The organism is Algimonas ampicilliniresistens (assembly GCF_030159955.1).
Lineage (GTDB): Bacteria > Pseudomonadota > Alphaproteobacteria > Caulobacterales > Maricaulaceae > Litorimonas > Litorimonas ampicilliniresistens.
Genome location: NZ_BSNK01000001.1, coordinates 1347934 through 1359656, shown reverse-complemented (window position 1 = coordinate 1359656; position 11723 = coordinate 1347934). Strand labels below are relative to the sequence as shown.

Here is an 11723-nt window from a genome sequence, read left to right as displayed (position 1 = left end):
AGTTGACCATGGAGTCGCTGCGCCGTTTAGCGCGGACTTCATTTGTTGTTTTGAGAGTGTCCATGAAATCCAGTTATCTTCCGACCGTCGCCCTTGGCACGGTCCTCATGGCAGGCACGAGCTTGTCGTCCGCTTTCGCTCAATCCAACATTGCCGATGAGATTATCGTCACGGCACAAAAGCGTGAGCAGAGCCTGCAGGACGTACCGCTATCCCTTGATGTTATTCGGGGCGAAGAGCTTGATGTGGCTAGTTCAGGCGCCGAAGATATTCTGTTTCTCTCGGCGCGAGTCCCCAGCCTCTATGCTGAAGGGTCGTTCGGGCGAACTTTTCCACGGTTCTACATTCGTGGCCTTGGCAATACTGATTTTGATCTCAACGCCAATCAACCTGTCAGTCTCGTCTATGACGGTGTGGTCCTAGAAAACCCGGTCCTGAAAGGATTTCCGGTTTTTGATCTTGATCGCATCGAAGTGCTTCGCGGCCCACAGGGTACACTTTTTGGCAGGAACACGCCCGCTGGCGTTATTACGTTCCAGAGCGCGCGTCCGACCCGTGAGACAGAAGGCTATGTCAGAGCGGCCTATGGTCGGTTCGATACAGTCGATCTTGAAGGCGCGGTCAGTGGACCACTTTCCGAGACTGTATCGGCGCGACTGTCGGGCTTGTTTCAAAGTCGCGATGATTATGTTGAGAACACGGCGCCTAATCCATCTGAGGAGGCCTATGAAGAGTTCAACGAATATGCAGGGCGTCTACAACTCCTCTTCGAACCGAATGAAGACACGAACGTTCTGCTGAACCTGCACGGTCGTAAGTTAGATGGGGGGTCGCGTACATTCCGAGCCAATTCGATCCAGCCAGGAACGGGCGGGCTTGTTCCGAATTTCGACCGGTTCACAGCGGCTCAGGACGCCGGACAAATACTCGATGTTGAGAATTTCGGTGCCAGCCTGACGATTGATAGCGCCCTCGGCCGTGGCACACTCACTTCCATCACGGCGTTTGAGAGCGTCCGTGTCGATGCGCGTGGCGATGTTGATGGCGGGTTTGGCGCTGGTTTTGCACCGCCGTCCGGCCCGGGCTTCATTCCATTTGCTGCCGAAAGCCAGGATAACATCACAGGTCACAGCCAGTGGACGCAGGAATTACGTTACAACTTCGATGCCACAGATACTGTCAATGTGACGCTGGGCGGCTTTGCCTTTATCGAAAATCTAGAAATTGAGAGCCTGTCCTTCGACACGTTGTTCGGCGGGGGCGTCAATGGTCGCGCCGTTCAAGATCAGGACACAGAGGCTTTTGCGCTCTTTACCTCCATCGCGTTTCAAGCGACCGATCGACTCACAGCGACGGGCGGCATCCGCCTATCTGTTGAGAACAAAGATTTCGTGGCGTCCCGCACAATTGGACCGTTTGGCTCTGGTGCACTGGGGCCAATCGAACGCAGTCTGAATGACACGGTTGTGACGGGCGACCTTGCCCTCAACTATGAGGTTAACGACACCCTTAACCTGTTCACTCGCTACGCTCGCGGGTTCCGCGCCCCGAACGTACAGGGCCGGATAGTCTTTGGTGATGCTGTGACGACGGCGGAAACTGAGACCATTGATTCCATCGATGCCGGGTTCAAATCGCGCTTTTGGGATGGTCGCGGCACATTGAACGCCACAGCCTTCTACTTCGAGACGGATAATCAGCAGCTGACAGCTGTTGGCGGGGCCGGAAACTTTAATCAGCTCCTGAATGCTGCTGCGGTGAGCGGCAGCGGCATTGAGCTAGATGCTGGCCTAAATCCGACGGATCATGTCGAACTCACAGCAGGCTTTAGTATCAACGACACCGAAATTCGCGATGCGTCTTTGGAAGTCGGTGCCTGTGGTGCGCCTTGCACAATCCTAGACCCGATCAATGCGGTGACAGGCAACGCCCTGATTGATGGCAATCGTTTACCGCAAGCGCCGAAATATATCGCCAATGCGTCGGCACGGTTCGGAATTCCGGTGTCAGATGATAGCGAGTTTTTCGTCTTTGGCGATGTTGCCCATCGCAGCGCGGTGAATTTCTTCCTCTACGATAGTGCGGAATTTCGCAGCGACGGTCTGACAGAAGTGGGTCTGCGCGGCGGTTACATCCATAAGGATAATTTTGAAGTCGCTGTCTATGTCCGTAATCTCTTTGCTGTGACAGAGCTGGAGGGAGCCGTGGACTTTAATAACTTCACGGGTTTCATCAACGAGCCTTCGATCTATGGCGTTGAGGTCACAAAGCGATTCTAGCGATCCACCAATCATGCATTGGAAGCCCGTTCCGTTTGGAGCGGGCTTTTTTGTTGGGCAAAATTTCCCGAGGACACGTCGACCCAGACGGTGACCTTGCGCGCATGGCCTGCTAGCCACCGCAAAACACTATTCGGGGTCCTCATGAAATATCGTCACATTCTTCTGTGCTCAGTCGCGCTTTCTACAACGATCGGGCTCGGTCTACCGGCCGCAGCGCAAGACGGTGATGATAAAGAGGCGGCGAAGTGGGACGTCACCAACCCGCCCGGAAAGACTCGCAACATCAAAATCGATGTGACCGAAGGCACGTGGATGAGCCTTGATGTTTCGCCGGATGGTCAAACGATCGCGTTCGACATGCTCGGCGACATTTACACAGTGCCCGTCACAGGCGGCACGGCGAAGAATATTGCCTCTGGCATGGCGTGGGAAATGCAGCCGCGGTTCTCGCCGGATGGATCTCGCATTGCCTTCACATCGGATCGCGGGGGCGGCGACAATATCTGGACGATGGACGTGGATGGATTCGACATGGAGCAGGTGACCGACGAGTCTTTCCGACTGCTCAATAATGCGACCTGGCATCCGTCCGGCGATTTTATCGCGGCGCGTAAGCACTTCACCACCTCCCGCTCTGCAGGGGTTGGTGAGATCTGGCTGTACTCGACCAAAGGTGGGGCCGGCGTTCAGCTCGTGAAACGCCCATCAGAAGCGCATCAGAAAGAACTCGGCGAACCGATGTTCACGCCTGACGGGAAGGGCGTTTATTATAGTCAGAACATCACCTCCGGTCCGATCTTCGAATATGCGCAAGATTCCAATACAGAGCTATTCCAGATCAAGCGCTACGATATGGAGACGGGCGAGACAGACGTAGCTGCCGGCGGAGCGGGTGGAGCCGTTCGGCCGACGCCATCCCCTGACGGCAAATACCTAGCCTATGTCAAACGGGTGCGCGCGCAATCGCGGCTGTTCCTCAAAGATCTGTCCAGCGGTGAAGAACGCATGATCTTCGATCATCTTGATCAAGATATGCAAGAAACTTGGGCTATTACAGGCGTCTATCCAAATATGGATTGGAGCCCGGACAGCAACAGCATCTTCTTCTGGGCAAGGGGCAAAATCCATCGTTACGACGTGCCCGAAGACAATATCGACCATATTGAGTTTCGGGTGAATGATACGCGCCCCGTCCTCGACGCGCCTCGGCCAGCGACGGACGTGTCTCCTGCTCAATTCGACATCAAGATGCCACGTTTTGTGGAAGTTTCGCCCGATGGGCGGACTGTGCTGATGGAAAGCCTCGGCAAGATTTACAGACGCGACCAACGCACGGGTGAAGCGACCCGCCTGACGCAACTTCCCGACAATATTCGGGAACTTCATCCGTCATTTTCTCGCGATGGACGCTCCGTTGTCTTTGTGTCGTGGGATGATGCGGCATTGGCCACGATCCACCGGATCCAATTGGAAACAGGTGAGGTGATCAACATTACGACTGAGCCCGGTCATTATCGCAGCCCGCGCCTGTCTCCCAACGGCGCTTATGTGACCTATGAAAAGCGCAGCGGTGGCAATCTGGTGGCACCAGAATGGTCGTCTAACACCGGGCTTTATGTACAGCGCGTCGGCGGAGGGGATGCCAAACGCATCTCCAAGTCTGGGTCTGCGCCGCATTTCGATGGCTCGAATAGTCGCCTCTTCTTCACCCGTTATGCCGACGATGCGAGCCAGCTGGTGAGCGTCGATCTGACGGGTAATGAGGAACGTATTCATGCGACCAACAAAATGGCGCAAACTTATGTCGTCAGCCCGGATGGCCGTCAGGTTGCCTTCCGCGAAAACTATAACCTCTATGTAACGCCGCTTCTGCCGGGACCACAAAAAGTCAGTGCCGGCCGCTCGAGCAAGGCACTACCTGTTACAAAGGTGAGCGAAGGTGGGGCGACCTATCCGAGCTGGAGCATGAACGGCACACTGAATTGGACCCTCGGTTCGACACTGTTCTCAGCTACGAAAGCTCAGCTGGCAGACGATGATTTCGAACCGGTGACGCAAGGCACCGACATTGGCATGACAATGTCGGCGGATAAGCCAACGGGCCTCGTGGCGCTGACCAATGTCCGCATTGTGAGCATGTCAAACAAAGATGGTGGCGTGATCGAGCAGGGAACCATCCTGATTGATGGCGATCGTATCCAATCTGTTGGCACGAATGTCAGTATCCCGACGGGGGCTAAGATTGTCGATCTGGCCGGCAAGACGGTCACGCCAGGCTTTATCGATGCCCATGCGCACGGACCTCAAGGTGTCTCTGGATTGGTTCCGCAACAAAATTGGGAAACGGTGGCGACCCTTGCGCTTGGTGTGACGACAATCTTCGATCCAAGTTCACGTGCAGAGCTGATCTTCCCGGCCGCTGAAATGCAGCGGGCTGGAAAACTGCTCGCCCCGCGTATCTATTCGACTGGCGAAGTGATTTATGGAGCAAAAGCTCCCGGCTTCTACGCCTCCATCGAAAACTTCGATGATGCGAAGGAACATGTCGACCGTCTTGCTAAACAAGGCGCTCTGGGCGTGAAAAACTATAACCAACCGCGCCGTGATCAGAGACAACAAGTCGTCGAGGCGGCTCGCGAGGCGAATATCCTCGTCGTCGCAGAGGGCGGATCGCAATATCATATGGATATGGCGCTGGTTCAGGACGGCAACACGTCGGTCGAACATAATCTGCCCGTTTCGGACATTTATGATGATGTCATCCAGATGTTTAGCCAGACCAATGTTGCGTACACACCGACCTTAGCTGTGACCTATGGCGGCGTTCGCGGTGAGGATTATTATTACCAGACGACGGATGTCTGGAAGCATCCGCTGCTGTCAAAACATGTGCCGCCAACCATCTTGCAGGCCCGCTCCGTTCGTCGCCAAATGGCACCGATGGAGGATTATGCCGACGCGCCGTCCGGCGCGGTCTCTAAGAAACTGATGGAAGCGGGTGTGCCAGTTAGTATTGGCGCGCATGGTCAACGTGAGGGGCTTGCGGCACATTGGGAGATGCAAAGCTTCCAGCGCGGCGGTATGAGCCCGCTACAAGCCTTGATGACGGCGACGACTGAACCCGCGCGTCATCTCGGCCTGTCCAAAGATATCGGAAGCATTGAGGCCGGGAAACTGGCTGATCTGGTCATCATGGATGCAGATCCGCTCGCCGATATCGCGAATGCTGAAAGCCTGACCCACGTCATGATTGGAGGCCGTCTCTATGAGAGCGCGACCATGAATGAGGTCGAGACTGGCGACGCGAAGCGTCTACCCTACTGGTGGGAGTAGGGGTCTAAGCCGTCCTCAATTTCGGTTGAGGACGGCTTAGAAACCGCGTTGGTTTAACCAGCTCAACAGGGCTGCGTTGACAGCCTCAGGCTTGTCCCACATCGCCCAATGACCGCAGTTGGGGATCGTCACCCGTGTCAGATCTGGCACGGTCTTCACCATGCTGTCGGTCGTGCTGGGCGGCAGGAAGAAATCATCCTCTGGGCTGATCATCAGGGACGGGACCTCTATGGTCGTGGATAATCCCTGCGCCATTTCCCAGTTCGCCGTCGTATTTCGGTAGTAATTCATGCCGGGCAGGAAGCCGGTGTTTTGATAAGCGTCTGAATAGACGGCCCGTTGCTCTGGTGTGACCACCATGTCGCCATTATCGGGCGCGCCCGCTCTGAGGTAGGATTCGAAACGCGTAGGCAAGTGCGTCAGCTCTGGCGTGAGTTTCAACCCGTTCGGGGATGCTCGGAACATCATCCGAAAAAACGCGTCGGAATCGGAATTATATAGCGCCTCAACGGCGTCTGTACGGTCGCGAAACTCAATGAAGTAATGCTCCGTCCCGAACCGTTTCTCGAAGATAGTCATAGGATCGACAGGCGCGCGGCCGACATGGGGTGTGCTGATGCTTATCGCAGCTATTGTCCGGTGTTTAAGTATCCGTACCGCGTGCCATAGAATAATTCCGCCCCAATCATGACCACAGAGAATGGCCTGATTGATGCCATAGTGATTTAGCACGGCTTCGAGATGACCAATGAGATTGGCCATGCCGTAATGCTCAACCCCGCGAGGGGCACTGCTTTTTCCAAACCCGAGCAGATCATAAGCAATGACGCGGTAGCCCGCATCTGCCAGAGCCGGGACGGTCGTGGCCCAACTATACGCCAGCTCAGGCCAACCATGAATGAGCACAAGCGGGGTGCCGTCTTCAGGCCCATTCGCGTATGTTGCGATTTGGAACCCGTCGACGGGTACAAGCGTAGGATTGTCGTAGTTCATGCTATGACAATTGGCGTTTTAACCCCGCCTGCCAACCGCAAAAACACCTTGCGGATGCCGGGAATCGCCACTATGTCCCGGCTCGAACGCAGGTCCCGCGGCAACACGGGGCCTTTTGCTATTTATTCGAATGAGAGTTGAACCGACACATGGTCGAAATTTACGTCCGCCAGAACAACGTTGATCAGGCCCTTCGCGCGCTTAAGAAAAAGCTGCAAAACGAAGGCATCCTGCGCGAAATGAAAGCTCGTAAACATTACGAGAAGCCGTCCGAGAAACGCGTCCGCGAACAGGCCGAAGCCGTTCGTCGTGCCCGTAAATTGGCTCGCAAGCGCGCTCAGATCGAAGGTCTGATCCCAAGCAAGAAGAAGCGTCCGACGACTCACTCTCGTTAGGCTAAGCTTCATTGATGATTGGAACAGCCGTCCTCTTGGGCGGCTTTTTCTTTGGGGGATAGGATGACAGAAGCGGCGCAATCATTGATCCAGCGGCATAAGTTGCAGCCGCACCCGGAAGGTGGGTTTTACCGCGAGACTTACCGATCAGAGATGCGCGTTGAAACGTCGGCTGGAGATCGTTCTGCGGGAACGGCTATTCTCTACATGCTGTGCGGGGACGATGTTTCGCGCTTTCACCGGATTGATGCAGACGAGATCTGGCATCATTATGAGGGCGGCGATCTGGAGATATACTCGCTAGAGCCTGACGGTGCGACCCGTGTCGATGTGTTGGGCCGCGATAATTTGCAAGTTGTGATCAAGGCGGGCGTTTGGTTTGGCGCGGCCCTCAGTCACGCAGACGACCATTCTCTGGTCGGATGTACGGTGAGTCCGGGTTTCGAATTTGATGGATTCGAGCTGGCCGACCGGGAATCACTGTTGTCGGACTGGCCCGACGCAAAAGATTGGGTTGAAAAGCTGACTTGAGGGGAAGCCCCTAAGCGGCGACCGGATCGACAATGGCTCCGCCCACGGCTTCATAGGGATCAAGGCCCGCCTCGCGCATCATACGGTGGACTTCCGGATAGACTGTCATCGGTTGTACGTTCAGCATCTCGCGAACCTCTTCAAGCGGACGAGGCAGCAGATCCATCAGATCATAGAGCATGATGTTTTTGGCCGCTTTACCGCGCCGCGCCGCTTCTCGGATCGAGCCGATGACAGGCGCGCCTTTTGGCGCCCAGCGTTTAACTTCCAACGCACCCATATAGGCGATGAACTGAATGCCGAGACCGGATGTCTGCTGGTAGCTATAGGCAAGGACGGAAGTCTCCCCGAGTGCATCACGACCATAACCCGTCAAGACGTGGAACATGTCATGTGTGTCGCGAGAGCGGTTGTTATACCATTTGAACTCTGGTGTGCGTGTGTCGTCAAGTTCTGCAGCGAACTGATCAAATTCGTCGACCAGACCCTGAGCCGTCAGACCTTCGCGGTCCATGAAGGTACAATAAGCGTCCGCCAGTGAGCCTTTCGGCATGGCGCGGAGTGTCTCACGGTCATCGAGAATGGGTGGCAGGTAGCGCCGCTCTTCAAACCGTTTGCGGCCTTCTGGATCGGCGATAAATCGATTGAACGCTTTGTACAGATCGTTTCCGTTTAGCGAATGGGTGATGTGAAAGACCTGAGACGTGTCTTCCTTATTCGCGATGAGGTTCTTGAAGTGCCGCATCGCTTTGAACCAGCGTCGCGGCATTCTCGGTACGGGAATAGCGTCAGGAGTCGAACTACGTGTCATAATACCATCCATATACGCATGACCTTAACGCTCAACCCTCAAAGATTGTATGACGGTCGTTCGCGCATGCGCGCCATATAGGCTTGAAGCGCGGGATGATCGTCGCCTGGTTGGGCTTTGATCCAGCGCGCCGTATCGAACAGAATTGTGAGCGAGATGTCCGCCCAACTATAATGATCGCCAGCCAGATAATCGTTGTCTTTAAGATGCGCTTCCACATCCTCGAAGAACCAAGCCAAGCGTGTCCGACCGCGCTCGGCAAGCTCCGGAATCTGATCGAGATTGCGGGGGCCAGGCAATGCGCGGCCTTTCATATGCGGCGAGCTATTCCGTAGCACTTCGGCAAACGCCATCAGGCCTTCCATTGTGCAACGGAAATCCCACTCAAGGACACGGGCTTTTTCGAGCGGCGTCGTTCCCATCAATGGGGGCGTCGGGTGAAGCGCTTCGACATAGGCAGCAATCGCAATATTATCCGCGATTGTGTCGCCAGCTTCGGTAACGAGAACGGGAACCGTGGCGCGCGGATTGATCGCCAGAAAGTGAGGCTTGAGTTGCTCCGCTGTTCTGAGGTCGACCTCAATCGTTTCCCACTCAATGCCTTTCTCAGCGAGAAGCATGCGGGCGCGGCGAGGTGATGGGGCCGTTGAGCAATCATACAGCTTGAGCATGGTCATCTTTCTCCTTAATTCTAGAGCATGTTTACGCCCGAAGACGCGCCGATCAAGGTTTCCCTGAAACCCAAGGTCAAAGAACTCGGTGACGGGTTTACGGTCAGACGTGCCCTGCCAATGATCAGCCATCGATCGGTTGGTCCTTGGGTGTTTTTCGACCACTTTGGTCCCGTCGACTATGCGCCGGGCGAGGGAATGGATGTTCGGCCCCATCCGCATATTGGCATCGCGACTGTGACCTACCTGTTTGAAGGCGAAATCTGGCACCGCGATAGTCTTGGTAATAGCTCGCCGATTGAACCGGGGGCGATCAATCTCATGGTGTCGGGGAGCGGCATTGTTCACAGCGAACGGACGCGCTCGGCGCTCCGGGCTGAGGGCTATAGTTTGCACGGCCTGCAACTGTGGCTGGCCCTGCCAGATGATGAGGAAGAGCGCGATGCCAGCTTCCATCATCATCCCGCCGATACAATTCCAGAGGCGACGCTACCGGGGGGTGCGAAAGTGCGCGTGATGATGGGAACGGCCTTCGGTCTGGAGTCTCCCGTGGAGACCTTCTCAGAGACGCTTTACTACGAGGTCGATTTACCAGACGGGGCGTCCGTCACCCTGCCTGAAGCCCCAGAAGCCGCGATGTATGTCGTCGAAGGGGAAGCTGATGTTGACGGCGCATCCGCCGATCGGTTTGTTCTCTCGATTTTGGGTGATGGACCCCATCTGATCACTGCGCAGGGCCGTACAAGGTTTGCTGTCGTGGGTGGTGCGCCTTTGGGCCAACGTCATATGCGATGGAATTTCGTGTCGTCACGGCCGGAGCGGATCAAGCAGGCCGCCGATGACTGGCGGTCCGGTCGGTTCCCAACCGTTCCGGGCGACGAGACAGAGCATATCCCGCTCCCAGATGAGATGACTTTTTGATGCGTTATTTGTGTGGTTTCACGATTTGGGTACTGTTCGCGATCCCAGCTCTTGCGCAAAATACGTCGGGCGTTTTCGGACCCGTCGTCAATGCTGACGATCATGGCGTGCAATATCGCGCGGCTTTCGACTTTGACGACGACAGTTGGTCGCAACGATTTCATTATCAGAAAGCTCTGAATGGCGATCTGCGTTTACGCGGCATCATTGCAACCCGAGAGACGACGTCGTCGGAAATGGATTTCGATTTTATCAGAGCAGAAGCGGTTTGGCAGGTTACGCCGGACAGCCGAAACTATCAGTCCGGTTTCCGCTTCGAAGGTAGAATCCGGGGCAATGGACGTCCAGATGAGGTCCGCGCGAACTGGATCAATCAGTGGTCGCTACGGAATGGTTGGCGGGCTCGGGCGATCCTCATGAACACGCTACAAGTCGCTGACAAAACCAATGATGAGCTCGACTTTAGCGGACGTTTCGGACTGTCACGCCAAACTGAATCAGGTGTTCGGTTGGGCGTGCACAGCTTTGTCGACTTCGGTGATACGGGCGGCATCCAAGTCTTCAACGGAAACACCGCTGAGATAGGACCGTTCATATCATTCAACGTCACAGACCAGATCGACCTCTATGTGGGAACGCTCCACGGATTGACGCGCAATGCGGCAGATAACCAATTCCGTGTTTTTGTCGGTCGAAGTTTCTAAGCCGCGTAGAGTTGGTCCGGGTCTTTGAATGACTTGAACTCAAGTGCATTACCGCTGGGGTCTAAGAAAAACATGGTCGCTTGCTCACCTGTCTCGCCTTTGAAGCGGACATAGGGTTCAATCACAAACTCTGTACCCGCGCCGATGAGTGTGTCTCTCAGATCATGCCAATCCGACCACGGTAGGATGGCCCCAAAGTGCCTGACCGGAACCTCTTTACCGTCGACGGTATTGGTCGCCAAAGATTCGGCTTCCTCACAGACATGCAGGCTGAGTTGATGACCGAAAAAATTGAAATCAATCCAATGGTCTGCTTCACGCCCGACAGTGCAGCCAAGCGTATCGCGGTAGAAAAGCCTCGCTTCTTCTTTATCGCGTGTTGGTGCGGCGAGATGAAATGGGATGGTCATGAGTGAGGGCCGTAATCATAGTCGCCGCCCTTTTCGAGCGCTCGACGATAGGCGGGTCGGTCCCACACACGCTGCACGAACTCATTGCAGGCTTCGTATCCTTTGAGCCGACCGCGAGCTTTAGCCGCCTCGAGCGGGAAGATCATATTGAAGTCGGCGCCCGTTAACTCATCGCCCGCAAACCACGTATTCCGGATCAGTGAATATTCGCAATAATCAAGGACCTTTTTGATCTCGTCCATAATCATTGGCTGGATCGGGGCGGCGGCATCTCCGAGGAACCCTGTGTAGAGAGCCAAGAGCAGCGGCAACATGGCCGACCCTTCGGCGAAATGCAGGAAGTGGACATAGTCGACATAACTTTGAGTGCCGCTGTCAGGTCTGAACTTGCGATGACCGTCTGCATCCGTCCCGAAAGCGTCGAGGATGTAGACAATGATCGCCCCGGTTTCGGCGACAACCATGCCATTATGTTCGATGACCGGACTTTTTCCGAGCGGGTGGATGGCTTTCAATTCGGCTGGCGCACGGCTGGTTTTCTCATCGCGCTTATAAGCCCGAATCTCATACTCGGTTCCAAGCTCTTCTAAGAGCCAAAGAATCCGCTGTGAGCGTGAGTTGTTGAGGTGGTGAACAGTTAGCATGAGACTCGACTAGGGCAGGGCGCGGGCA

At 55.3% G+C, this 11723-nt stretch carries 11 protein-coding genes; 6 read left to right on the top strand and 5 right to left on the bottom strand.

Annotated features, from left to right (window positions below):
• The first annotated feature begins 62 nt into the window (after window positions 1–62).
• Both QQL54_RS06395 and QQL54_RS06390 read left to right on the top strand, forming a co-directional pair.
• On the top strand, window positions 63–2279 hold the full coding sequence (locus tag QQL54_RS06395; RefSeq protein ID WP_284388805.1) for a TonB-dependent receptor: 2217 nt from the start codon (window positions 63–65) through the stop codon (window positions 2277–2279).
• Between the two features lie 144 nt (window positions 2280–2423).
• Window positions 2424–5615, top strand: a complete 3192-nt coding sequence (locus tag QQL54_RS06390; protein ID WP_284388802.1) for an amidohydrolase family protein — start codon at window positions 2424–2426, stop codon at window positions 5613–5615.
• A 36-nt stretch (window positions 5616–5651) separates the two neighbouring features.
• Here QQL54_RS06390 and QQL54_RS06385 read toward each other — a convergent pair whose 3' ends face one another.
• Window positions 5652–6608, bottom strand: a complete 957-nt coding sequence (locus QQL54_RS06385; RefSeq protein ID WP_284388800.1) for an alpha/beta fold hydrolase — start codon at window positions 6606–6608, stop codon at window positions 5652–5654.
• Between the two features lie 149 nt (window positions 6609–6757).
• Between QQL54_RS06385 and rpsU the strand changes: the two genes are divergently transcribed.
• Window positions 6758–7003, top strand: a complete 246-nt coding sequence (gene rpsU, locus QQL54_RS06380) for a 30S ribosomal protein S21 (RefSeq protein ID WP_284388798.1) — start codon at window positions 6758–6760, stop codon at window positions 7001–7003.
• Window positions 7004–7066: 63 nt separating this feature from the next.
• Entirely contained in the window at window positions 7067–7534 is a 468-nt protein-coding gene (locus QQL54_RS06375) for a cupin domain-containing protein (RefSeq protein WP_284388796.1), read from the top strand.
• A 10-nt stretch (window positions 7535–7544) separates the two neighbouring features.
• On the opposite strand, the gene QQL54_RS06370 is transcribed toward QQL54_RS06375, so the two are convergent.
• On the bottom strand, window positions 7545–8345 hold the full coding sequence (locus QQL54_RS06370; RefSeq protein WP_284388794.1) for a Coq4 family protein: 801 nt from the start codon (window positions 8343–8345) through the stop codon (window positions 7545–7547).
• A gap of 38 nt (window positions 8346–8383) precedes the next feature.
• Window positions 8384–9022 carry a glutathione S-transferase family protein gene (locus tag QQL54_RS06365; RefSeq protein WP_284388791.1) on the bottom strand — a complete coding sequence of 213 codons (639 nt, stop codon included), beginning with the start codon at window positions 9020–9022 and terminating at the stop codon, window positions 8384–8386.
• A gap of 21 nt (window positions 9023–9043) precedes the next feature.
• Here QQL54_RS06365 and QQL54_RS06360 point away from each other — a divergent pair, with 21 nt between their 5' ends.
• Together QQL54_RS06360 and QQL54_RS06355 are read left to right on the top strand one after the other, a co-directional pair.
• Window positions 9044–9937 (top strand): pirin family protein, encoded by an 894-nt coding sequence (locus QQL54_RS06360; protein ID WP_284388789.1) that lies wholly within the window; start codon window positions 9044–9046, stop codon window positions 9935–9937.
• The gene (locus QQL54_RS06355) at window positions 9937–10641 is read left to right on the top strand and encodes a hypothetical protein (protein WP_284388787.1); all 705 of its coding nucleotides are present in this window, start codon (window positions 9937–9939) and stop codon (window positions 10639–10641) included. The genes QQL54_RS06360 and QQL54_RS06355 overlap by 1 nt, the downstream gene beginning before the upstream one ends.
• Here QQL54_RS06355 and QQL54_RS06350 read toward each other — a convergent pair.
• Window positions 10638–11051: a VOC family protein gene (locus tag QQL54_RS06350; protein WP_284388785.1), complete on the bottom strand. Its 414-nt coding sequence runs from the start codon at window positions 11049–11051 to the stop codon at window positions 10638–10640. The genes QQL54_RS06355 and QQL54_RS06350 overlap by 4 nt on opposite strands.
• Window positions 11048–11695, bottom strand: a complete 648-nt coding sequence (locus tag QQL54_RS06345) for a glutathione S-transferase family protein (protein ID WP_284388783.1) — start codon at window positions 11693–11695, stop codon at window positions 11048–11050. Before QQL54_RS06345 ends, QQL54_RS06350 begins: the two co-directional genes overlap by 4 nt.
• Window positions 11696–11723 lie beyond the last annotated feature (28 nt).

Excerpts from the sequence above, each read along its gene's own strand:
- QQL54_RS06395 (WP_284388805.1), top strand. The coding sequence starts at position 63 with ATGAAATCCAGTTATCTTCCGACCGTCGCCCTTGGCACGGTCCTCATG.
- QQL54_RS06390 (WP_284388802.1), top strand. The coding sequence starts at position 2,424 with ATGAAATATCGTCACATTCTTCTGTGCTCAGTCGCGCTTTCTACAACG.
- QQL54_RS06385 (WP_284388800.1), bottom strand. The coding sequence starts at position 6,608 with ATGAACTACGACAATCCTACGCTTGTACCCGTCGACGGGTTCCAAATC.
- rpsU (WP_284388798.1), top strand. The coding sequence starts at position 6,758 with ATGGTCGAAATTTACGTCCGCCAGAACAACGTTGATCAGGCCCTTCGC.
- QQL54_RS06375 (WP_284388796.1), top strand. The coding sequence starts at position 7,067 with ATGACAGAAGCGGCGCAATCATTGATCCAGCGGCATAAGTTGCAGCCG.
- QQL54_RS06370 (WP_284388794.1), bottom strand. The coding sequence starts at position 8,345 with ATGACACGTAGTTCGACTCCTGACGCTATTCCCGTACCGAGAATGCCG.
- QQL54_RS06365 (WP_284388791.1), bottom strand. The coding sequence starts at position 9,022 with ATGACCATGCTCAAGCTGTATGATTGCTCAACGGCCCCATCACCTCGC.
- QQL54_RS06360 (WP_284388789.1), top strand. The coding sequence starts at position 9,044 with ATGTTTACGCCCGAAGACGCGCCGATCAAGGTTTCCCTGAAACCCAAG.
- QQL54_RS06355 (WP_284388787.1), top strand. The coding sequence starts at position 9,937 with ATGCGTTATTTGTGTGGTTTCACGATTTGGGTACTGTTCGCGATCCCA.
- QQL54_RS06350 (WP_284388785.1), bottom strand. The coding sequence starts at position 11,051 with ATGACCATCCCATTTCATCTCGCCGCACCAACACGCGATAAAGAAGAA.
- QQL54_RS06345 (WP_284388783.1), bottom strand. The coding sequence starts at position 11,695 with ATGCTAACTGTTCACCACCTCAACAACTCACGCTCACAGCGGATTCTT.